This is a genomic window from Roseomonas sp. 18066, from assembly GCF_902706185.1.
GTDB lineage: Bacteria > Pseudomonadota > Alphaproteobacteria > Acetobacterales > Acetobacteraceae > Pseudoroseomonas.
Window position 1 is genome coordinate 1 of record NZ_CACSJM010000114.1, and the last position, 21,691, is coordinate 21,691.

General features: G+C 70.9%; 24 protein-coding genes and 1 tRNA gene. 18 read left to right on the plus strand and 7 right to left on the minus strand.

The features are described 5' to 3' along the window. The 10 genes from GVN67_RS20705 to GVN67_RS20750 all read left to right on the plus strand — a co-directional run. Positions 1 to 181 (plus strand): hypothetical protein (locus GVN67_RS20705; RefSeq protein WP_159999232.1); only part of this gene is annotated, 181 nt, incomplete at its 5' end. Between the two features lie 76 nt (positions 182 to 257). After that, positions 258 to 812, plus strand: coding sequence for a dCTP deaminase (gene dcd / locus GVN67_RS20710; protein ID WP_159999233.1), 555 nt, complete (start codon positions 258 to 260; stop codon positions 810 to 812). A 12-nt stretch (positions 813 to 824) separates the two neighbouring features. Beyond that, on the plus strand, positions 825 to 2,084 hold the full coding sequence (murA, locus tag GVN67_RS20715) for a UDP-N-acetylglucosamine 1-carboxyvinyltransferase (protein WP_159999234.1): 1,260 nt from the start codon (positions 825 to 827) through the stop codon (positions 2,082 to 2,084). A gap of 36 nt (positions 2,085 to 2,120) precedes the next feature. Next, a complete protein-coding gene (hisG, locus tag GVN67_RS20720; protein WP_159999235.1) occupies positions 2,121 to 2,822 on the plus strand; it encodes an ATP phosphoribosyltransferase in 702 nt (233 codons plus the stop codon). Continuing rightward, entirely contained in the window at positions 2,819 to 4,108 is a 1,290-nt protein-coding gene (gene hisD / locus GVN67_RS20725) for a histidinol dehydrogenase (protein ID WP_159999236.1), read from the plus strand. The genes hisG and hisD overlap by 4 nt, the downstream gene beginning before the upstream one ends. A gap of 217 nt (positions 4,109 to 4,325) precedes the next feature. Beyond that, on the plus strand, positions 4,326 to 4,544 hold the full coding sequence (infA, locus tag GVN67_RS20730) for a translation initiation factor IF-1 (protein ID WP_007003972.1): 219 nt from the start codon (positions 4,326 to 4,328) through the stop codon (positions 4,542 to 4,544). Further along, the gene (locus GVN67_RS20735) at positions 4,544 to 5,173 is read left to right on the plus strand and encodes a nucleoside triphosphate pyrophosphatase (RefSeq protein WP_159999237.1); all 630 of its coding nucleotides are present in this window, start codon (positions 4,544 to 4,546) and stop codon (positions 5,171 to 5,173) included. Before infA ends, GVN67_RS20735 begins: the two co-directional genes overlap by 1 nt. Further along, positions 5,158 to 6,267: a ribonuclease E/G gene (locus tag GVN67_RS20740; RefSeq protein WP_159999238.1), complete on the plus strand. Its 1,110-nt coding sequence runs from the start codon at positions 5,158 to 5,160 to the stop codon at positions 6,265 to 6,267. Before GVN67_RS20735 ends, GVN67_RS20740 begins: the two co-directional genes overlap by 16 nt. Then, the gene (locus tag GVN67_RS20745; RefSeq protein WP_159999239.1) at positions 6,257 to 6,445 is read left to right on the plus strand and encodes a DNA gyrase inhibitor YacG; all 189 of its coding nucleotides are present in this window, start codon (positions 6,257 to 6,259) and stop codon (positions 6,443 to 6,445) included. Before GVN67_RS20740 ends, GVN67_RS20745 begins: the two co-directional genes overlap by 11 nt. Before the next feature lie 131 nt (positions 6,446 to 6,576). Further along, positions 6,577 to 6,652, plus strand: a tRNA-Phe gene (locus tag GVN67_RS20750). A gap of 159 nt (positions 6,653 to 6,811) precedes the next feature. Here GVN67_RS20750 and GVN67_RS20755 read toward each other — a convergent pair. After that, on the minus strand, positions 6,812 to 7,909 hold the full coding sequence (locus tag GVN67_RS20755; protein ID WP_159999240.1) for a calcium-binding protein: 1,098 nt from the start codon (positions 7,907 to 7,909) through the stop codon (positions 6,812 to 6,814). Positions 7,910 to 8,001: 92 nt separating this feature from the next. Between GVN67_RS20755 and GVN67_RS20760 the strand changes: the two genes are divergently transcribed. Beyond that, a complete protein-coding gene (locus GVN67_RS20760) occupies positions 8,002 to 8,544 on the plus strand; it encodes an NUDIX hydrolase (protein ID WP_159999241.1) in 543 nt (180 codons plus the stop codon). 265 nt (positions 8,545 to 8,809) lie between these two features. Continuing rightward, a complete protein-coding gene (locus GVN67_RS20765) occupies positions 8,810 to 9,985 on the plus strand; it encodes an NAD(P)/FAD-dependent oxidoreductase (RefSeq protein ID WP_159999242.1) in 1,176 nt (391 codons plus the stop codon). 190 nt (positions 9,986 to 10,175) lie between these two features. Here GVN67_RS20765 and GVN67_RS20770 read toward each other — a convergent pair whose 3' ends face one another. After that, the gene (locus GVN67_RS20770; RefSeq protein WP_159999243.1) at positions 10,176 to 10,832 is read right to left on the minus strand and encodes a glutathione S-transferase; all 657 of its coding nucleotides are present in this window, start codon (positions 10,830 to 10,832) and stop codon (positions 10,176 to 10,178) included. Between the two features lie 330 nt (positions 10,833 to 11,162). Between GVN67_RS20770 and GVN67_RS20775 the strand changes: the two genes are divergently transcribed. Continuing rightward, positions 11,163 to 12,377 (plus strand): polyhydroxyalkanoate depolymerase, encoded by a 1,215-nt coding sequence (locus GVN67_RS20775; protein WP_159999244.1) that lies wholly within the window; start codon positions 11,163 to 11,165, stop codon positions 12,375 to 12,377. Between the two features lie 43 nt (positions 12,378 to 12,420). Here the strand turns inward: GVN67_RS20775 and GVN67_RS20780 are convergent, their stop codons facing one another. Next, a complete protein-coding gene (locus GVN67_RS20780; protein ID WP_159999245.1) occupies positions 12,421 to 12,921 on the minus strand; it encodes a flavin reductase in 501 nt (166 codons plus the stop codon). Between the two features lie 159 nt (positions 12,922 to 13,080). On the opposite strand from GVN67_RS20780, the gene GVN67_RS20785 reads away from it, so the two are divergent. Continuing rightward, the gene (locus GVN67_RS20785; protein WP_159999246.1) at positions 13,081 to 13,803 is read left to right on the plus strand and encodes a dienelactone hydrolase family protein; all 723 of its coding nucleotides are present in this window, start codon (positions 13,081 to 13,083) and stop codon (positions 13,801 to 13,803) included. Positions 13,804 to 13,908: 105 nt separating this feature from the next. Next, positions 13,909 to 15,579 carry a methyl-accepting chemotaxis protein gene (locus GVN67_RS20790; protein WP_159999247.1) on the plus strand — a complete coding sequence of 557 codons (1,671 nt, stop codon included), beginning with the start codon at positions 13,909 to 13,911 and terminating at the stop codon, positions 15,577 to 15,579. Here the strand turns inward: GVN67_RS20790 and GVN67_RS20795 are convergent. The 4 genes from GVN67_RS20795 to GVN67_RS20810 all read right to left on the minus strand — a co-directional run bounded on the left by GVN67_RS20795 (position 15,557) and on the right by GVN67_RS20810 (position 19,383). Next, positions 15,557 to 16,456 (minus strand): DMT family transporter, encoded by a 900-nt coding sequence (locus GVN67_RS20795; RefSeq protein ID WP_159999248.1) that lies wholly within the window; start codon positions 16,454 to 16,456, stop codon positions 15,557 to 15,559. The genes GVN67_RS20790 and GVN67_RS20795 overlap by 23 nt on opposite strands. A 121-nt stretch (positions 16,457 to 16,577) precedes the next feature. Then, entirely contained in the window at positions 16,578 to 17,810 is a 1,233-nt protein-coding gene (locus GVN67_RS20800) for a CaiB/BaiF CoA-transferase family protein (RefSeq protein WP_159999249.1), read from the minus strand. After that, a complete protein-coding gene (locus GVN67_RS20805; protein ID WP_159999250.1) occupies positions 17,807 to 18,553 on the minus strand; it encodes a CoA-transferase in 747 nt (248 codons plus the stop codon). The genes GVN67_RS20800 and GVN67_RS20805 overlap by 4 nt, the downstream gene beginning before the upstream one ends. After that, positions 18,550 to 19,383 carry a CoA transferase subunit A gene (locus GVN67_RS20810; RefSeq protein ID WP_159999251.1) on the minus strand — a complete coding sequence of 278 codons (834 nt, stop codon included), beginning with the start codon at positions 19,381 to 19,383 and terminating at the stop codon, positions 18,550 to 18,552. The genes GVN67_RS20805 and GVN67_RS20810 overlap by 4 nt, the downstream gene beginning before the upstream one ends. Before the next feature lie 73 nt (positions 19,384 to 19,456). Here GVN67_RS20810 and GVN67_RS20815 point away from each other — a divergent pair, with 73 nt between their 5' ends. The 3 genes from GVN67_RS20815 to GVN67_RS20825 all read left to right on the plus strand — a co-directional run. Next, the gene (locus GVN67_RS20815; protein ID WP_159999252.1) at positions 19,457 to 20,038 is read left to right on the plus strand and encodes a GNAT family N-acetyltransferase; all 582 of its coding nucleotides are present in this window, start codon (positions 19,457 to 19,459) and stop codon (positions 20,036 to 20,038) included. A 45-nt stretch (positions 20,039 to 20,083) separates the two neighbouring features. Beyond that, positions 20,084 to 20,800 carry a sulfite exporter TauE/SafE family protein gene (locus tag GVN67_RS20820; RefSeq protein ID WP_159999253.1) on the plus strand — a complete coding sequence of 239 codons (717 nt, stop codon included), beginning with the start codon at positions 20,084 to 20,086 and terminating at the stop codon, positions 20,798 to 20,800. 97 nt (positions 20,801 to 20,897) lie between these two features. Continuing rightward, the coding region (locus GVN67_RS20825) for a hypothetical protein (RefSeq protein ID WP_200845329.1) at positions 20,898 to 21,691 on the plus strand (794 nt) is incomplete at its 3' end.

Below are 21,691 nucleotides of genomic sequence, written 5' to 3' on the forward strand. Positions count from 1 at the left end.
CCTCCCCACCCCCCGGCCGCGCGCGCCCACCGCGGCGCAGCAGCGCGAGGCCCGCCTGGCCGCGGCGCTGCGCGAGAACCTGCGCCGCCGCAAGGCGCAGACCCGCGGCCGCGCTGACGAGACCCAAGGGGAGGCCCAAGCCGAAGACCCTCCAGCCAAGCCTGCGCCGCAGGGCAACTAGCCGAAGGCTTCGGTTGCCGGCAGGGGGCCGCTGGGCTATCCCGGCCGCCCAACGCCGCAGTCCTGGAAGTCCTCCCATGCCCATCATGCCTGACCACTGGATCCGCCGCATGGCGACGGAGCACGGCATGATCGAGCCCTTCGTCGAGAGCCAGCGGCGCGAAGGCGTCATTTCCTTCGGCCTGTCCTCCTACGGCTACGACGCTCGCGTCGCCGACGAGTTCAAGGTCTTCACCAATGTCGACAACGCCCTGGTCGACCCGAAGAAGTTCTCGGATGACAGCTTCGTCACCCGCAAGGGCGAGACCTGCATCATCCCGCCCAACTCCTTCGTGCTGGCGCACACGGTCGAGTATTTCCGCATCCCGCGCGACGTGCTGGTGATCTGCCTGGGCAAGTCGACCTATGCCCGCTGCGGCCTGATCGTGAACGTGACCCCGCTGGAGCCGGAATGGGAAGGCCAGGTCACCATCGAGATCAGCAACACGACCCCGCTGCCGGCCCGCATCTACGCCAATGAGGGGATCTGCCAGTTCCTGTTCCTGCAGGGCGCCGGCGAGCCGGAAATCTCCTATGCCGACCGCAAGGGCAAGTATATGGGCCAGCGCGGCGTCGCGCTGCCGCGTCTGTAAGGGCCGCGCCTGATGGATCGCATCCGCCTCCAGGGTGGCCGCCGGCTCGATGGGCGCATCGCCATCGGCGGCGCCAAGAACGCCGCCCTGCCGCTGATGGCGACCTCGCTCCTCACCGAGCAGGCCGTCATCCTGACCAACGCCCCGGCGCTGGCCGACGTCGCCACCATGGCCAACCTGCTGGCCCAGCACGGCCTGCGCGTCGAGCATGACACCACCAGCCGGCAGATCCTGCTGGACGGGCCGGCCACCCAGTTCGAGGCACCCTATGACCTGGTGCGCAAGATGCGCGCCTCGATCCTGGTGCTCGGCCCCCTGCTGGCCCGCTTCGGCCAGGCCCGGGTCTCGCTGCCCGGCGGCTGCGCCATCGGCACCCGCCCCGTCGACCTCCACCTGAAGGGGCTGGAGCAGATGGGCGCGGTGATCGACCTCGAGGCCGGCTACATCAACGCCCACGTCGAAGGCCGCCTCAAGGGCGCCCGCATCATCTTCCCCCAGGTCTCGGTCGGCGCCACCGAGAACCTGCTGATGGCAGCCACCCTAGCCGAGGGCACCACCCAGCTGGTCAACGCCGCCCGCGAGCCGGAGATCACCGACCTGGTGAAGTGCCTGGTCTCGATGGGCGCGAAGATCGAGGGCGAGGGCACCGACCGGCTGACGGTCCAGGGCGTCGACAGCCTGCACGGCACGACGCACGCCATCCTGCCCGACCGCATCGAGGCCGGCACCTTCGCCTGCGCCGGCGCCATCACCGGCGGCGAGCTGCTGCTGGAGGGCATGACGCTGGAGCTGTTCGGCGCCTGCACCCGCTCGCTGCGCGAGGCCGGCGTCGAGATGCTGCAGGAGGAGGACGGCGTCCGCTGCCGCCGCCTCAACGGCCTGCACGGCGTCGACGTGATGACCGAGCCCTTCCCCGGCTTCGCCACCGACATGCAGGCCCAGTTCATGGCGCTGATGGCCGTGGCCGACGGCGCCTCGATGATCACCGAGACCATCTTTGAAAATCGCTTCATGCATGTCCCCGAGCTGACCCGGATGGGGGCGCGGATCAACGCGCACGGCTCCTCGGCCATCGTCCGGGGCGTGGCCAAGCTCTCCGGCGCCCCGGTGATGGCCACCGACCTGCGCGCCTCGGTCTCGCTGATCATCGCGGCCCTGGCCGCCGAGGGCGAGACCATCGTCAACCGCGTCTACCACCTGGACCGCGGCTATGAGCGGATCGAGCAGAAGCTGGCCGCCGTCGGCGCCGACATCGAACGTATGCCGGGCTGACATGGCCATGACACCCTTCCGGTGATACAACCCGCCATGGACCAGCCCATCGCCAGCCCTGCCCAGGGCACCCTCGCGGGCGACCAGCCTCTCGTCCTGGCGCTCCCCAAGGGGCGCATCCTGGACGAGCTGGCGCCCCTGCTCGGCGCCGCCGGCATCGTGCCGGCCGCCGATTTCCACGGCTCCAGCCGCCGGCTGCGCTTCGAGACCAACGACCCGGCCCTCGACGTGGTGCGCGTCCGCTCCTTCGACGTCGCCACCTTCGTGGCCTTCGGCGCCGCCCAGATCGGCATCTGCGGCGCCGATGTGCTGATGGAATTCGACTACCCCGAGATCTACGCCCCGCTCGACCTCGGCATCGGCCGCTGCCGCGTCTCGGTGGCCGAGCCGGTGGGCGATACCGCGACCGAGACCCTCGGCCGCCGCTCCCGCATCGCGGTGGCGACCAAGTATCCCAACATCGCCCGCCGGCATTTCGCCACCAAAGGCATCCAGGCCGAGGTGGTGCATCTGAACGGCGCCATGGAGCTGGCGCCCTCGCTGGGCCTGGCCCGGCTGATCGTCGACCTGGTGCAGACCGGCTCGACGCTCAAGGCGAACGGCCTGGTCGAGACCGAGGTCATCGCCCAGATCAGCTCCCGCCTGATCGTCAACCGCACGGCGCTGAAGACCCGGCCCGAGGCGATCGGCGACTGGCTGTCCCGCTTCCGCGCAGCGCTCGACAAGGTGGCCGCATGATCCGCCTCAACACCGCCGACGCCGCCTTCGAGGCCGGCTTCCTGGCGCTGCTCGACCAGGCGCGGGAGACGACGTCGACGGTCGACGCCGCGGTCGCCGGCATCATCGCCGAGGTGAAGCGCGACGGCGACGCGGCGCTGCTGGCGCTGACCGGCCGCCTCGACCGCTGGCACCCGGCCGATGCCGCGGCACTCCGCGTCACCGAGGCCGAGATCGAGGCCGCCCGCGCCCGCTGCGCGCCCGAGCTGCTCGACGCCCTCGACCTGGCCGCGACCCGGATCGAGCGCTTCCACGCCGCCCAGCTGCCGCGCGATGTCGAGCTCGACGACCCGCTCGGGCTGACGCTCGGCCTGCGCTGGGGCTCGATCGACGCGGTCGGCCTCTATGTGCCGGGCGGCAAGGCGGCCTATCCGTCCTCGGTGCTGATGAACGCCATCCCGGCCCGGGTCGCCGGGGTGCCGCGCATCGCCATGTGCGTCCCCACCCCCGACGGGGTGCTGAATGATCTTGTTCTTGCCGCCGCGCACCGCGCCGGGGTGACCGAGATTTTCCGCATCGGCGGCGCCCAGGCCATCGCCGCCCTGGCCTGGGGCACCGCCACCATCGCCGCCGTGGACCGCGTCGCCGGCCCGGGCAATGCCTATGTCGCCGAGGCCAAGCGCCAGGTCTTCGGCCGGGTCGGCATCGACAGCATCGCCGGCCCGTCCGAGGTGGTGGTGCTGGCCGATGCCAGCCAGAACCCGGCGCTGATCGCCATGGACCTGCTGGCCCAGGCCGAGCATGACGAAAGCGCCCAGTCGATCCTGATCACCACCAGCCACCAGATGGCCAATGCCGTCGAGCATGCGGTGCAGGACGCCCTGCTGACGCTGCCGCGCGCCGAGATCGCCGGCGAGAGCTGGCGGCGGCACGGCGCCATCATCGTGGTGCATGACTGGGAGGAAGGCGCCCGGCTGGTCGACCGCCTGGCACCCGAGCACCTGGAGATCATGGTCTCCGAGCCCGGGGCCCTCTTCGCCCGCATCCGCCATGCCGGCGCCGCCTTCCTGGGCGCGCATTGTCCGGAGGCGCTGGGCGACTATGTGGCCGGCCCGAACCATGTGCTGCCCACCGGCCGCACCGCCCGCTTCGCCTCCGGCCTTTCTGTCTACGACTTCCTGAAGCGCACCACCTGGATCAGCGCGGAGCGCCGGGGACTGGAGGCGATCGGTCCCGCCGCGGTCGCGCTGGCGGAAGCGGAAGGCCTCTCCGCCCATGCCCGCAGCATCAGCCTGCGGCTGGGCTGAGCCCGACAGGGTGAATCCGGGACGATTTCGGCCTGGAATCGTCCCCACGCGCCGTGACCGTGGCTGACGCGCGCGGCCTGTCCTTGACCATCCGTGGTCGGGCCATCATGTTCTCGCCGCGAATGCCCCGGCGCAGGCCCTGCTCCGGCCGTTCCCCCACGTCTTAAGCGGAGATGTCCGGCGCAGCTCGCGTCGCCTGCCGCAATGAAGAGGTCTGATGTCGAAAGAAGATATGATCGAGTTCAGCGGCCAGGTCGTTGAACTTCTTCCCAACGCCATGTTCCGGGTGAAGCTCGACAACGAGCACATGGTCCTGGCCCATACCAGCGGCAAGATGCGCAAGAACCGCATCCGCGTGCTGGCCGGCGACCGTGTCAATGTCGAGATGACGCCCTACGACCTGACCAAGGGCCGCATCACCTTCCGGTTCAAGTAATGTCCGTGGCGGGCCCCGAGGCCGCCCTCGTGCTTCCGCCGGCCGATGACAGCCGCCCGCCGCTGGTGCTCGCCAGCGGCAGCCCGCGCCGCCTGGATCTGCTGAAGCGGATCGGCGTCGTGCCCGCGCGCGTCTGCCCCCCCGACATCGACGAGACGCCGCGCAAGCAGGAGCAGCCGCGCCAGCTGGCCGGCCGCCTGTCCCAGGCCAAGGCCCGCGCCGTCATGGCCGCCGAGCCCGCCGCCCTGGTGCTGGCCGCCGACACCGTCGTCGGCGTCGGCCGCCGCATCCTGCCCAAGGCCGAGACCATCGAGCAGGCGCGCGCCTGCCTCGACCTGCTCTCCGGCCGGCGGCACCGGGTCTATACCGGCGTGGCGCTGGGCCTGCCGGACGGCCGGCTGCTGACCCGGGTGGTGGAAAGCGTCGTCAGCTTCCAGCGCCTGACCGAAGCGCAGACCGCGGCCTACCTGGCCAGTGGCGAATGGCAGGGCAAGGCCGGCGGCTACACCATCCAGGAATCGGCCGAGGCCTTCGTGCGCTTCCTCTCGGGCAGCCATTCCAACGTGGTCGGCCTGCCGCTGCACGAGACCGCCCAGCTGCTGCGGGGCATCGGGTGGCTCCGCCCCTGATTTTTCTTTCCGTTTCTCCCGGCGAGCGGCGGGTCGCGCTGCGCCGGGAAGGCGTTCTGGCCGAGGCCTTCGTCGAGCGGCCGCACCGGCCGGAGGGCATCGGCGACCTGCATGTCGCCCGCGTCTCCGCCCGCGCCCCCGCCATGGGCGGCGTTTTTCTGGCGCTGACCGGCGGCGAGACCGGCTTCCTCCCTGATTCCGACGGCGGCAAGGGCCGCGGCGAAGGCGACTGGCTGCGCGTCGCCATTACCCGCACGGCGCAGGGCGGCAAGGGCCCGCGCCTGGCCGTCCGACCCACGCCCGAGGCGGTGGTCGGACCGATCCGCCTGCTGTCCCGCGGGCCGGAGGCGGCCGTTCGCCTGGCCGCGCAGAACCCCGAGGCGGTCGTCGTCACCGACCACGCCGCGACGGCCGCCCGGCTGCGGGGCGTCCTGGGCGCCGCGCGGGTCGAGCTGTCGGCGACCCCGGCCTTCGACGACGATCTCGAGGAAGCTTTCGAAGAACTGTCGGGCATGGCCGTGGCGCTGCCCGGCGGCGGGCGGCTGACCCTGCACCCGACCCCCGCTTTGCTGGCCATCGACATCGATGCCGGGGCGATCTCCGGCGGCCGCGACGCCCAGGCGCACAAGGCGCTGAACGCCGCGGCGCTGGCCGAGGCGCTGCGCCAGATCCGCCTGCGCCACCTGGCCGGCGCCATCCTGGTCGACATGGCCGGCATGGCCATCGCCCGCCGCCGCGATCTGCTGCCCGGCCTGGCGCCGCTGGTCGCCGCCGACCCCGCGCTGAAGCTGATCGGCCTCACCGGCCTCGGGCTGATCGAGCTGCAGCGCCGCCGGGTCCACACGCCGCTGCACGATATCCTGGGCGACCCGCCATCGCCGCTGACCCGGGGCCTGGCCGCGCTCCGCCGCGGCCTGGCCGAGGCCGCCCGCCGCCCCGGCGCCCGGCTGGCGCTGACCGCGTCGCCTGCCGTGCTGGCGGCGCTGGCCGATTGCGCCGGCGCGCTGGACGACTTCGCCGACCGCGCCGGCGCCCTGGCGCTGCGCCCCGACCCCCTCTGCCCCCCCGGACAGGAGCATGTCCATGCCGAGTGACACCCCGCCCCCGAAGAAGCGCCCGCGCTGCCCGATCTGCGGCCAGGCGAGCGATCCGGCCCACCGCCCCTTCTGCTCCGACCGCTGCAAGCAGGTCGATCTCGGCCGCTGGCTGAAGGGCGACTACGCCATCCCCGGCCCACCGCTCGAGGAAGAAGACCCCGAGGGCCAGCCCTGAGCCGCCAGCCCTGAAAAGCGGGCCTTAAACACGCCTGCAAAACAATCGGCACAGGGTGCTGGACAGGCGCCACGCCATCCGTTATCTCCCCGCCATCTGCCGACGGCGCCTCTCGAGGCGCTGCACTATGGGCCCAGATAGCTCAGTTGGTAGAGCATGCGACTGAAAATCGCAGTGTCGGTGGTTCGATTCCACTTCTGGGCACCATCCCCTTCCTCCGAAGATGCGGCCGACGATGACCCCCAGCCGGGCCATGGCGTCGTTTTCGCGCATCCGCCGGCCACGAAAAAACGCCCCGGTCTGCACCGGGGCGTTCTGAAGCGCATGACGACCGGCCCGGGGCGCTGCCCCAGGCCGGCCTTGTCGTCAGCCGATGACGGGGTCGTAGGCGCCGTCGCGGCCCTCGGCCAGGCCATACTGGATCCAATGCAGCGCCAGCTGGTCGGCGCCCATGCCGGCCAGGTCGCCATTCTTGGCGAGGTAGGCCTGCTCGTTGAAGCCGTCGACCTCGCGGCCCTCATCGGCGCCATTGTTGATGTAATGCAGCGAGGCGAGGTCGGAGATCTGGCCGATGCTGCCCTGCTTGCCATAGGCCTCGATCACATCGGTGTAGCTCGCCAGGTACTGCAGCGGATCGAAGGTCGTCTCCCGACCGGCCGCCGCGCCCGCCTCGATGAAGTCACGGGCGCCGCCATTCTCGATCGCCGACTGGCTCTCGCCGGCGAACTGCTCGCGCAGGCTTTCATTGGACGCCACATAGGCGAGGCCGTCGAAGCTCACGCTGCGGCCTTCCTTGAAGCCATCCTGGACGAAATGCGCGGTGGCGGCGGCGGTGTCGGTGCCGAAGGTCTCGCGCAGGTCGTCATAGGTGGCGATATAGGACAGCGCGGCGAAGTCGTTGCTGCGCCCCTCGGCGCGGCCATATTCGAGGAAGTGCTTGGCGCCGACCTCGTCCGCATTGGCGCCGAGGCCGGCCAGAACGTCGGTGTTGGCGGCCAGATAGGCATTGCCGTCGAAGGTGATGTCGCGCCCCTCGACCGCGCCATAGTCACGGAAATGGGCCCAGCCCGCCCCCGCATTGGCGCCATAGGCGGCAATCAGGTCGCCATGCGAGGCGATGTAGGAATACGAGAAGAACTCGTTGACGTCCTTCAGGTCGAGCGTGCCGCCGACGCCGGTGAACTGCACCGCCTCGACGTCGAGCAGGGTGTCGACGCCGTCGGGGCCGCGCACCAGGCCTTCGCTGTCATAGCGGAAGACTTCGTATTGCGACTGGTCGCCCATGACGCGCACGGTGTCACGCCCGTCGCCGCCTTCGACACGGTCATTGCCGGTGCCGGGGTCGATCAGGTCGTTGCCGCCACGCGCCTCGATGAAATCATTGCCGGCAGCGCCAGCGAAGGTGTCATCGGAATTGGTGCCGATAAGACGGTCGTCGCCGCCCGTTCCCACATAGACAGCCATTGGCGTTTCTCCTTTGCTTCGCGTCGTGCGGCATGAGAACCAACGGCGCGGGCAGAGGTTTCCTGAAACCGGTTGCGTAAGGATTCGCGTGGATGACAACAGAGATCGAAACCGTCTCCAGCCGCATCGCCTATGAGAACCGCTGGCTGCGGGTGCGGGAGGACATAATCCGCCGTGCAGACGGCTCCGACGGCCTCTATGGCGTCGTCGAGCGCAGCGATTTCGTCGTGCTGCTGCCCTGGCAGGATGGCGGCCTGACGCTGGTTGAACAATATCGTTACCCGGTCCGCCGGCGGCAGTGGGAGCTGCCGATGGGCACCTGGGAGACGGCGCCGGATACCGATCCGGCGCTGCTCGCCGCCGCCGAGCTGCGCGAGGAGACCGGGCTGGTCGCGCAGAATCTCGTGCGCATCGGCGGAATCCTGCAGGGCGCCGGCTATTGCAACCAGCGCGGGCATATCTTCATGGCGACACACCTGACCCAGCAGGCCGACCAGCGCGAGGCCACCGAGCAGGACCTGGTCTGCCGGCATTTTTCCCTGGCCGAGGTGGAGGCGATGATCCGCGACGACATCCTGGTCGACGCGCCCAGCCTGGCCGCCATCGCCATGGCCCGGCTGAAAGGCTTTTTATGACCCTCGCCGCGCGGGTTGTGCGTGGCCGGGCATCACGGGGCGCCGCATGGTGCGGGAACGCAACGGCGCTTCGGGGCTTTCCCACGCACCCCCTGTGCTGCGCGGCAACATCGCGGAAAGCTCCAGCGCCGTCCCCATGCCGTGCCGTGGCTTATCCCCAGCTTCGTCCACCTGTTCTGGGGATAGTTTCCGGCTTTCGGTCCTGGCTTTCAGTCCTGGCTTTCAGTCCTGGCTTTCCGGCCCCCCCCTCGGGTAAAGCCGGCCCATGCAAAGCTATGACGCGGTGGTGCTGGGGGCCGGGGCGGCCGGGCTGATGGCGGGGATCCGCGCCGGACAGCGCGGGCGGCGCGTGCTGGTGCTCGACCATGCGCCGCAGGCCGGCTCGAAGATCTTGATCTCCGGCGGCGGGCGCTGCAACTTCACCAATATCGGCACCACGCCGGAACGCTTTTTCTCGGCCAATCCGCATTTCTGCAAATCGGCGCTGAAGCGCTACACGCCCACGGATTTCCTGGCGCTGGTGGAAAAGCACCGCATCGCCTGGCACGAGAAGACGCTGGGCCAGCTGTTCTGCGACGGCTCCTCGCGGCAGATCGTCGCCATGCTGCTGGACGAATGCGCCGCCGCCGGCGTCGAGCTGCGGCTCGGTCACCGCATCACCGATGTCAGCCGCGCCGATGCCTATACCATCACCACCGATCGTGGCGTTTTCACGGCGCCGGCCCTGGTGCTGGCGACCGGCGGGCTGTCGATCCCGAAGATGGGCGCGACCGGCCTGTCCCTCGACATCGCCCGCCGCTTCGGCCTGCCGATGGTGGAGCCGCGCCCGGGCCTGGTGCCGCTGACCTTCGACGGGCCGATGCTGGAGCTGATGCGGCCGCTCTCGGGCCTCGCCTTCCCGGCCATCGCCCGCGCCGGCCGCCACCGCTTCCCGGAAGCCGTGCTGTTCACCCATCGCGGGCTGTCGGGGCCGGCGATCCTGCAGGTCTCCTCCGCCTGGAAGCCAGGCGAGGCGATTTCCCTCGACCTGCTGCCCGGCCAGGACGCCCAGGCGCTGCTCGTGGAGCGCAAGCAGGCCCGCCACAAGGCAGAGCCGCGCACGGTGCTGGGGGAGGTCCTGCCGGCCCGCCTGGCCCAGGCCCTGGCGGCCGCCTGGCTGCCCGATGCGCCGATGGCGCGGCAGACCGACCGCGACCTGCGCCGGGTCGGCCAGACCCTGTCGCACTGGTCGCTGACGCCCGCCGGCAGCGAAGGCTATGCCAAGGCCGAGGTCATGCTGGGCGGCGTCGACACCGCGGCGCTGTCCTCCCGCAGCATGGCGGCCGAGGCGGTGCCCGGGCTGCATGTGATCGGCGAGGCGGTGGACGTCACCGGCTGGCTCGGCGGCTATAATTTCCAATGGGCCTGGGCCAGCGGCTGGGCGGCGGGCGAGTCCGTCTAGCGCGAACCCCGCCGATTCTTGTTGCATCGCAACGAGCGTCGTGGGGATGCTGGGCTTCCGGCAGCGGCGGCCCCTCCCCGTCCCGGAACCACCGGCCGGCCCAGCCCTCACGCCCCGGGACCGGTCCTTCCATCCGTCGGATCCGGGCCGGTGGCCCGGATCCACGTGACGGCGGCGTCAGGAAACCCCCTCAGAAATCGCCTTCGACCTCGGCCAGGGCCTCCGGTTCCAGCGCGGCCTCGGCCATCCACTCGACCATCGGCGCCCAGGCCAGCAGCCTCTCCTGATAGGCGGCGCTGACCCCGGGCAAGGTCACGCCATAGGTCAGGAAGCGGCTGGCCACGGGGGCGTACATGGCATCGGCGATGGAGGGCCGCTCGCCGAACAGCCAGGGCCCGCCGGAGCGCGCCAGGGCGTCTTCCCAGATATCCTGGATGTGGCGGATATCGGCCGCCGGCCCCGACCAGACGCGGAAGCCCGGGCGGCGGGCGCGCATGTTCAGCGGCAGCGAGGCGCGCAGCGCGGTGAAGCCGCCATGCATCTCGCCCGAGATCGAGCGGCAATGCGCGCGCGCCACCGGCCCTTCGGGCAGCAGATGCGCCTCGGGGAATTCCTCGTTCAGCTGCTCGGCGATGGCCAGGCTGTCCCAGATCTTCACCGGGCCGCGCACCAGGCAGGGCAGCCGGAAGGTGGAGCTGCGCGACAGCAGCTCGGCCCGGGCCTGCGGGTCGTCGGCGGCGGCGGTCTCCACGCTGAAGCTCAGCCCGGCCATGCGACAGAGCAGGTAGCCCCGCAGCGACCAGGAGGAGTAGTTTCGACTGCTGATGAGGAGGCGGGCCTCGGCCATGCGGAACACTCCCACGCGATGATGGCGCAACCTTAGGCGCGCCCCACGATTGACGAAATGGTCATCTATGCACCGTCAACATGCCCCTCGCGGCCGGGGAACATTTTCGTTACCGTCGGCGGGGGAAGCGGCAGCAAGCCGTGGCATGAGTGACGTCGTGGCGTGAGTAGACCCTTGGCGTGAGTAGACCTTTAGCGTGAGTAGACCTTTGGCGTGAGTAGACCTTTGGCGTGAGTAGACCTTTGGCGTGACTGGGCCCGGATTATTTGGGCGACTGCTTTGGCTTGGCAATGCGCCCCATCGACCGACTTCGGGAGAGGCTCCTCGCGGATGATGTATCAGCTTTATCAGGCCCAGCAGGATCTGATGGCTCCCCTCCGGCAATTCGCCCGCGGCACCGGCGCGGTGCTCCGGCAATTCGACACCGGCCGGCCAGAGACCTTCGCCCTGCGGCAATTCGCTGCCGCGCTGGAGCTGATGGGCACCGCCGCCGTCACCCATGAGCGCCCACCCTTCGGCTTCACCAGCGTCCTCGTCGGCAATGAGGCGGTGACCGTCACCGAGGAGGTGGCGCTGTCCACCCCCTTCGGCCGGCTGCTGCACTTCAAGAAGGACACCGCGCTGCCGCAGCCCAAGGTGCTGGTGGTGGCGCCGATCTCCGGCCATTTCGCCACGCTGCTGCGCGGCACCGTGCAGGTGCTGCTGCCCGAGAACGACGTCTACATCACCGACTGGATCAATGCCCGCGACGTGCCGCTCTCGGCCGGGCGCTTCGGCCTGGACGAGTTCGTCGACCATGTCATCGCCTTCCAGGAGGCGATCGGCCCGGGCGGCCATGTGCTGGCGGTCTGCCAGCCGGCGGTGCCGGTGCTGGCCGCCGTGGCGCTGATGTCGGAGGACCGCAACCCGGCCACGCCGCACAGCATGACGCTGATGGCCGGCCCGATCGACACGCGGATCCTGCCCACCAAGGTCAACGCCCTGGCGCAGGAGCATCCGATCGACTGGTTCGAGAAGAACCTGATCCACACCGTGCCCTGGCGGCTGCAGGGCGGCGGGCGCCGCGTCTACCCGGGCGTGCTGCAGCTCAGCGCCTTCATGTCGATGAACATGAACCGGCACGTGAACGCGCATCTGGAGCAGTTCCGCAACCTGGTCGGCGGCGATTCCGAGCTGGCTGACGCGCATCGCCGCTTCTACGACGAATATCTCGCCGTCATGGACCTGCCGGCCGACTTCTTCCTGGAAACCGTCAAAAGCGTCTTCCAGGACCACGACCTGGCGATGGGCCGCATGACGCATCGCGGCCGCCCGGTGCGGCCGGAGGCGATCCGCCGCACCCGGCTGCTGACCGTCGAGGGCGAGCGCGACGACATCTGCGCCATCGGCCAGACCGCCGCGGCGCTCGACCTCTGCAGCAACCTGCCGCACACCATGAAGCGCAACCACCTGCAGATCGGCGCCGGCCATTACGGCGTCTTCAGCGGCCGCCGCTGGGCCAACGAGGTCTATCCGCTGGTGCGCGAGATCATCGCCGAGGCCTGAGGACGGCCGGGGCAGCCCATCGCGGCTGCCCCAACCGACAGAATTATGCCGCCGGGTGCGGCAGGTGGTGATAGTCGCGCTGCCACCAGATCAGCGCCGGCGCCTTGTCGCCCAGCCGGATGGCGCGGATGGCGGCGAAGAACACGCCATGCGTCCCCTTCTCCAGCACCTCGTCGATCACGCAGTCCAGCGACACCGCGGCGCCGTCCAGCGCGGGCGCGCCGGTCTCCAGCTTGCTCCAGGCGCCGATCTCGAAGCGCTGCTCGGCGGTCACCGCGCCGGTGGCGCCGGCGAAATGGTTGGAAATCTCCTGCTGCCCGCCGGCCAGGACATTGACGCAAAGCACGCCATTTTCCTTGAAGGCCGCATACTGCGTGCTGTTGCGGTTGATGCAGACCAGCAGCGTCGCCGGATCGTCGGTGACCGAGCAGACGGCGCTGGCGGTCAGCCCGGCGCGGCCGCCGGGGCCGTCGCTGGTGATGACGTTCACCGCCGCGCCCAGGCGCGCCATGGCTTCGCGGAAATCGGGGCGGGAGACGGGCATCGGGCACTCTCTGCAGCGGTTCGGGCGGCGGAAGCGGGCATGATGGCACGCGCCTCCCTGCCAGGCCATCCGTCATGCTGCACCGCCCCCAACCAAGCGGTGGGGTTCCGCGCCGGTCGCTTCCGGCTATCCTGCCCGCCTCTCTGGAAGGAGCGCAGAATGCCCGAGATCACCATTCCGGCCAGCGACGGCAGCGGCAGCTTCGCCGCCTACCTGGCCATGCCGAAGCTGGGCCCGACCGGGGGCCCGACCGGGGGCCCGCTCGGCGCCGTCGTCATGATCCAGGAAATCTTCGGCGTGAACCACGCCATGCGGGCGCTGTCCGACTGGGTCGCCGACATGGGCTTCATCGCCATCTGCCCGGACCTGTTCTGGCGCCAGTCGCCCGGCATCCAGCTGACCGATGGCAGCAAGGAGGAATGGGACCAGGCCTTCGCGCTGATGAACGGCTTCGACCAGGCGAAGGGGGTCGAGGACCTGAAGGCCACCCTGGCCGCGGTCCGCGTGATGCCCGGCTGCAACGGAAAGACCGGCACCATGGGCTTCTGCCTGGGCGGCCGGCTGGCCTTCATGATGGCCACCGACTCCGACGCCGACTGCAATATCTCCTACTATGGCGTGGGCATCGAGGGGCTGGTCGGCGGCGCCGACCGCGTCACGAACCCGCTGCTGCTGCACATCGCCGAGCTCGACCGCTTCGTCCCGGCCGATGCGCGGAGCGCCATCCAGCAGGGCCTGGACGGCAAGCCGGATGTCGCCGTGCATGTCTATCCCGGCGTCGACCATGCCTTCGCCCGCATGGGCGGCCATAGCTGGGACGGCCGCGCCGCGACGATCGCCAATGGCCGCACCGCCGAGCTGCTGGCCCGCGCCCTGGGCTGACGCCATTTCCGCGCGGGCGGGGGCGACCCTGCCCGCGCGGAAAACCGAATGTTCATCGCTGGCACGGCAATATCCGCGGCGCACCAGCCGGTATGCCCCTGCGCCATGTCGCTCAAGACCCGCCTGATCGCCTGCCTGGCCGTCATCCTGCTCTGCTTCATGGGGCTGGGCGGCTTCGCGCTGCAGCGCCTCTCCGCCGTCCAGGCGGGGGCCGAGGACATGGGCGGCAACTGGATCCCCAGCCTGATCGACCTGTCCCGCGGGTCGGAGGCGGCGCTGAAGCTGCGCCAGCACGTGCTGCGCCACGCCCTGACCGACGACGCCCCCGGCCAGCAGGCGATCGAGCGCGACCTGCAGCGCGAGCGCGACGCGGTCGAGCGCATGCTGGCCGACTACCTGCCGCTGATCAGCGGCGCCGATGAACGCCGGCTCTACGACGCGGTGCGCATCGGCTGGGACGGCTATGCGGCGCAGATCGGCCCGACGCTGGCGCTCAGCCGCCGCCAGGACCAGGCGCTGCTGCGGCGCCAGCTCGACGGCCCCGCCCGCCTCGCCTTCGAGGCCTATGACGCCGCCATGACCCGGCTGCTGCGCTTCAACCAGGACGGCGCCCATGTCGCGGCGCAGGCCTCCGGCGATGTCAGCGCCACCGCCTTCTGGATGATCGTCGCGGCGCTCGTCGCCGGCACCCTGCTGGTGGCCGGGCTGGCGCTGTCCCTGGTGCGCGGCATCTCGGTGCCGCTGCTGCGGCTGACCGCCACCATGCGGGCCATGGCCGGCGGCAACCTCGATGTCGTCGTCGACGGCCGCGACCGCGCCGACGAGATCGGCGCCATGGCCCAGGCGCTGGAAGTGTTCCGCATCAAGGTGCGCGAGGCCGAGCGACTGGCCGCCGACCAGGCCCGCGCCGACCAGCAGGGCCGCGAGCGTGGCCTGCGGGTCGAGGCCATGGTCCGCGAATTCGGCGAGGAGACCCAGCGGTCCCTCTCCGCCCTGCGCGGCGCCGCCCAGCGCCTGGCCGGCACCTCCGGCGAGATGACCCGCAGCGCCGAGGACGCCACCCGCCTGACCACCACCCTGTCGCATGCCTCCGAAAGCGTCTCCTCCAACGCCCAGACCGCCGCCGCGGCGACCGAGGAGCTCACCGCCTCGATCGGCGAGATCACCCGCCAGGTCGGCCGCGCCGCCGAGGTCTCCCGCCACGCCGTCGCCGAGACCGAGCGCACCGACCGCACCGTGCGTGAGCTGGCCGAGACCGCCAACCGCATCGGCGACGTCGTCCGGCTGATCGCCGACATCGCCGGCCAGACCAATCTTCTGGCGCTGAACGCCACCATCGAGGCCGCCCGCGCCGGCGAGGCCGGCAAAGGCTTCGCGGTGGTGGCGTCGGAGGTGAAGAACTTGGCCAGCCAGACCGCCAAGGCGACCGAGGAGATCGGCCAGCAGGTCGGCGCCATCCAGGGCGCCACCGGCCTAGCGGTGGAAGCGATCCGCAGCATCGCCGGCGTCGTCGCCGAGATCGACCAGACCGCCGCCGCCATCGCCGCCGCGGTCGAGCAGCAGGGCGCCGCCACCCAGGAAATCGCCCGCACCATCGCCGGCACCGCCCAGGCCGCCGCCGCCGTCTCCCGCGAGACCGGCGTGGTGCAATCGGCCGCCGAGACCACCACCCGCACCGCCGACCAGCTGCGCGCCGCCTCGGGCGAGGTCGGCCAGACCACCGACGCCCTCAACACCGGCGTCGACCGCTTCCTCAAGGGGATCCAGGGCGCCTGACGGGCAACACCCTGCCATCGATCAGGCAGAAGCCCAGCGCGATCAGCGCCATCCCGGCGACATGCCGCGGCAGCAGGCTCTCGCCCAGGAACAGCACGCCCAGCAGGATCGCCATCACCGGCACCAGCTGCGTCACCAGCGCCGTGTTGGTCGCGCCCGCCTCGGCCAGCAGCCGGAAATACAGCGCATAGGCGATGCCGGTGGAGACCAGCCCCAGCGCCAGCACGGCCAGCCAGACGCCGACCCCCGGCATCGGCAGCAGCCAGGGCTGGTCGAAGGCCAGCATCAGCGGCAGCGCCAGCAGCGTGCTGGCCGTGGTCTGCCCGGCCGCGGCGGCCAGCGGCGCCACCTGCAGCCGCCGGAACCGCCGCCCGTACAGCCCGGCGAAGGCATAGGACAGGCAGGCCCCGAGCCCGGCCAGGATGGCGGTGAACTCCGCCCCCGCGCCGAAGGCCGCCGGCCCGGCCAGCACCGCGACGCCGGCCAGCCCCGCCAGCACCCCGGCCAGCCGCCCGCCGCTCATCTTCTCGTCCGAGGTGGTCCAATGCGCCACCACCGCGGTGAAGACCGGCGTCGCCGCATTGACCACGCTGGCCAGGCCGCTCGGGATGCTCTGCTGCGCCCAGACGATCAGGCTGAACGGGATCAGGTTGTTCAGCAGCGCCATGACGATGCAGGCGCGCAGCACCGGGCCCGTTGGTGGCAGCCGCTCGCCGCGCAGGCCCAGCACCAGCCACAACAGGCACGACGCCAGCAACACCCGGGCAAACACCACCGTCAGCGGCGGCCAGACCCGGCCCACCACCGCCATGAAGAAAAAACTGCCGCCGAAAGCCAGCGACAACAGCAGCAGCAAGACCCACTGGCGGGACGTCATCAGAACCGATCTCTAAAAGTCAGAAAGCCTGGGAGAAGGAATTCCCCCCGCAAACGTATACGTTTGCGCCCTTTCTCTTTCTGCACACGCCCGGCGGACGCTGTCCGCCGGGATCAACAATTCAGCGGCGGCGCTCGACCAGCACGCCGTCGGCCTTCAGCGTCGCGATCTCGTCCGACGAGAAACCGTGGCGCGACAGCACGGCATCGCCATGCTGGTTGAACGACGGCGGCGCGGCGCGCGTGCCGCCCGGCGTGCGCGACAGCTTGATCGGCGTGCCCAGCGCACGGAAATCGCCCAGCTCCGTGACCATCTCGCGATGCGCCGTGTGCGGGGCGGCCAGCGCCTCGTCCACGTTCAGCACCGGACCGGCCGGCAGCCCCGCGGCCAGCAGCCGGTCGCACAGGTCATGCCCGTCCTCGGAGGCCAGCCGCGCCTCCAGGATCTCGGTCAGCGCGGCGCGGTTCACCACCCGGTCGCCATTGCTGCGGAACCGCGCATCCTCCGGCAGCCCCTCCAGCCCGAGGAAAGCGCAGAACTTCTTGAAGGCCGGGTCATTGCCGCAGGCCACGAAGATCTCGCAGCTCGCCGTCTTGAACGCCGAATACGGGGAAATATTCGGATGCGGGTTGCCCGTCGCCTTCGGCCGCTTGTCGTTGAGCAGGAAGTTCGCGGCCTGCGGGTGCAGCAGCGCCATGCCGCAATCATGCAGCGTCATGTCGACATACTGGCCCTGGCCGGAGCGTGCCCGCTCCTGCAGCGCCATCAGGATGCCGATCGACGAATACAGCCCCGTCGCCAGGTCGACGATCGGCGTGCCCATGCGCACCGGCGACGTCTCCGGCGTGCCGTTGATCGACATCAGCCCGACCATCGCCTGGATGATGGCGTCATAGCCCGGCAGGCCGCCGCGCGGCCCGGTGGCGCCGAAGCCCGAGACACGGCAATGCACCAGCTTCGGGAATTTCTGGCTCAGCACCTCCTCATAGCCCAGGCCCCATTTCTCCATCGAGCCCGGCTTGAAGTTCTCGACCAGCACATCGGCATCTTCCAGCAGCCGCAGCAGCACCTCGCGCCCCGCGGGCTTGCCCAGGTCCAGCGCGATCGACTGCTTGTTGCGGTTGACGCCGATGAAATAGCTCGCCGCATCGCCCTGGAACGGGGGGCCCCATTCGCGCACCTCGTCGCCCTGCGGCGGCTCGACCTTGATCACCTCGGCGCCGTGGTCGGACAGGATCATGGTGCAATAGGGACCGCCCAGCACCCGCGTCAGGTCGATCACCTTCAGCCCGGCCAGCGCCCCGGCAGAGCGGGCCAGGCCCTTCCCCTCGATCATGGGAACAGCGTCAGTCATGCGGCAGCCTTCCTTGCAAACACGCGGGCACAGAATTCGGGATAGGTTTCCAGCATCTCGTCGCAGACCGGCCCGCGCAGCAGGGCCAGCTGCTCCGGCGTCGGATCGGCGGTGACGGGGATGCTGTCCGGCGCGTCATAGTCGAAGCCGGTGGCGGCGCGGATGCTGGCGGCATCCTCGCCGGGATGTATCGTCGCCAGGGTGAAACGCGCCGTCGCCGGGTCGAAGGTGAAGATAGCCTTGCCCGTGACCAGCGCCTGCGCCGTGCCACGGCGGAACACCCCGGGCGCCGAGACGCCGGGCGCCGAGATATTGTCCACCTGCGGCACCAGCACGCGGGGCGAATGCTCCTCGCGGAACAGGATGGTGCGCGGCGTCATGAAATACATGAAGGCGCTGCCGAAGCTGCCCGGGAAGCGGGTGCCCTGCCCCGGCCAGTCGCCGGTGCCGACCAGGTTGATATTGGCCTGCCCATCGATCTGCCCGCCGCCCAGGAAGAACAGGTCGATCCGCCCCTGGCCGGTCAGGTCGAACAGCTCGCGCGTGCCTTCGGTGAAGGGATTGCCGCTGCGCTTGTGCAGCAGCGACAGCCGCACCGGATGCCCCTGCTGCTTCACCAGCCAGCAGGCCGCCGCCGGAATGGGGGACGCCGCCCCCACCGCGATATGCCGTGCCGGGGGCGCGGCCGGGTCCAGGATCAGCGCGGCCAGCGCGGCCGCCAGGCGTTCCTCGGGCTGGATCACGCGGCCTTCTCCGAACCGCGCAGCTCGGCCGCGAGCCAGTTGTCGAAACCTTCCTGCGTCCGCGCCGCCCGGGCGTAGCCCGCGACATAGGCAGCGTCGAAGCCGTATTCGTCGAGCAGCGCCACCGGATGGGCGCCGCGCTCGGCCAGCGCCACGCCGCTGATATAGGTCGCGCTGATGGTGCCGGGGGCGGTGCGCTCGTCTTCCAGCAGATTGCCGTCGAAGAAGCGCTCCACGGTGACCAGCGCCGCGCGCGAGGCATGCGCCAGCGTCGCGCATTCGCGCCGCCGGCCCAGCCAGACATTGCCGTCCCGGTCCGCCATCACCGCATGGAACACGGCGAAATCCGGCGACAGCGCGGGCAGCAGCACGATCGGATCGCCGCTGTCGGCGAAAGGATTGTCGATGACGCGCCAATCCGGCCGATGCGCCAGGATGTCGCTGCCGATCAGCCCGCGCAGCGGCATGAAGGGCACGCCTTTCTCCGCCGCCTGCAGCATGGTGTGGATCGCCGGGCAGGTGGCGTCGCGCACGCGGATCCGCCCTTCCTTCAGCGCCGCGGTGAAGCGCGGCGCGAAGCCGGCCTCGCCCAGGCTGACCGCGCTGGTCTGCACCTCGGCGACGCAGCCGGCGCCGATCAGGATATCGGTGGCGAAGCCCGAGACCGGCACGCCCAGCAGCCGCAGCCCGCGCGCGCCGCGGCGGATCAGCGCCTTGGCCAGCGCGACCGACGGCAGCGAATTGTCCGGCGGCAGGGCCACCATCGCGCCATCCGGAATGCGCGCGGCGAGCGCCTCCACCGAAGGCCAGGCGCCGGTTTGTGCTGTCATGCTTCGATCTCCTCCTTGGCCGCCACCATACCCCCTTCGGCGCGGCGGGGAAGCCGGTTAGCCTGGGGCGGCCATGACCTCATCCCCTGCCTCCCTGCGGGGTCCGCGGCTGCAGCTGCGGCCCTGGCGCGACGATGACCGCGAGGCCTTCGCCGCCATGAATGCCGACCCGATCGTCATGCGATACTTCGCGGCGCCGCTCAGCCGCGCGGAATCGGATGCCTTCCTCGACCGGCTCCAGGCGCATGTCGCCGCGCATGGCTTCGGCTTCTGGGCGCTGCAGCTGCACGACCGGCCCGGGCTGGTCGGGCTGTGCGGCCTGGCGCGGATCAATTGGGCGGAAATCCCCTGGGACAGCCCGGGCGACCCGCCGGTCGAGATCGGCTGGCGCCTGAACCCGGCCTTCCACCGCCTGGGCCTGGCCGAGGAGGCCGCCCGCATCGCCCTGGCGCATGGCTTCGGCCCGCTGAATTTTCCCGAGATCGTCGCCTTCACCGTGCCGGACAATATTCGTTCCTGGGGGCTGATGGAGCGGCTGACCATGCGCCGCGCCGGCGGCTTCGAGCATCCCCGCCTGCCGCAGGGCCATCCGAAGCGGCACCAGGTGCTGTACCGGCTGCGGCGGCAGGACTGGATCGACGGCCGCATGCCTTGATCTGCCGCAAGGCCCGCCGGCGCTGGAGCCGCTAAGCCGGCGGGCATGATCGCCGACTGCCTGCATGCGCTGGCCCTGCCCGGCCCGGCCGAGGCCGCCGCCCTGCTGCTGGCCCTGCTGCTCGCAGGCCTCGCCGGCGGGCTGACCCATTGCGCCGGCATGTGCGCCCCCTTCGTCCTGGCCCAGGCCGCGACCGGCCCTGGCGCCGGGGGCGGTCGGCTGGCCCGGCTGGCCGGCGCTGCCCTGCTGCCCTACCAGGCCGGGCGGCTGGCCGGCTACGCCATGCTCGGCGCGCTGGCCGGCGGGTTCTCGGGGCGGCTGCCGGGCGGCGGCTGGCTGGCGCCGGCGCTGCTGCTGCTGGCCTCGATCGCCATGCTGGGCCAGGCCGGGGCGCGGCTCGGCCTGGCGGCACGGCTGCCCGCGCTGCCCGGCATCGCGCCGCCGGCCCGGCTGCTGCGCTTCCTGCTGGCGGCGCCGCAGGGCTGGCGCGGCCTGGGCCTCGGCCTGCTGCTGGCGGGGCTGCCCTGCGGGCTGCTCTATGGCGCGCTGGCGGCGGCGGCGGCGACCGGCAGCCCGGCCGGCGGGGCGCTGGCCATGGCGGCCTTCTGCCTGGGCACCATGCCGGCGCTGGTGGCGCTGGCGCTGCTCGGCCGCTTCCTGGCGCGGCGCGCCGGGCCCGGGCTGCGGCGGGCCAGCGCGCTGCTCCTCGGGGTGAACGCGCTGCTGCTGGCCGGGCTGGCGGCGCGGCTGATGCTGCGCTGAGGCACCCGGCCACCCCCTGCGGCACCACCGCTTAGGCTTCCCGCAACCCGCCTTGCCGATCCTGCCCCTGCCGAAGTGGAAAGAGGCGGCCAGGCACATGCCCTTGCTGGTTTCGGGCGAGGTCCCGGACACCATCTACGAGAATGCGCGTCCCGGGGACTGGGTGGCGAAGCTGTCGCTGTCCGGGCTGACCGGCATCAGCGACGTCAAGCTGACCGGCACCGATGCCAACCGCTTCGAGGCGGTGCTGGACGCGAGCAAAAGCCTGGTCACCATCGTCCCCGTCGGCGCCTTCGACAGCGAGGCCTTCAGCACCGCGCCCAAATTCGCCTTCGGCCTGCAGGTGAAGACCGCCTCGGGCTGGGTCGACAGCGGCCAGTCCTGGGGCGTCTCGCTGCTCAATGTGGACGACACGCCGGCGCACAAGCTCAGCTTCTCCGCCGGCGGCTCGGTGCTGGAATCGGATATAGGCGGCGTCATCGGCGTGCTGTTCGGCGAGGACCGCGACACCGCCAAGGCCAACCTGACCTATCGCGTGCTCTGGCCCGACGAAGCCTATTTCGAGGTGGTCAACGGCAATGTCCTGAAGCTGCGCGACGGCGTCGACCTGCTGCGCGAGGGCGGCACCACCCGCCCGGTGATGATCGAGGTCTCCGACGGCAAGCAGGAGGCCAATTTCCTGCTCGACGTCCAGGTGCTCAACACCAGCTCGGCCGAGGACACCGCGGCGCCCCCGGCGATCTACGTCCCCCCCGACTGGCTGGCGCCGCCGGTCGTCGCCGCGCCGCCGGTGATGTCGCCCCCGGTCGCCTCACCCCCCGTGGTGTCGCCGCCCGTGGTGTCGCCGCCGGTCGAGGCGGTCTCGCCCCCCGCGGTCACCAGCATCCCGCC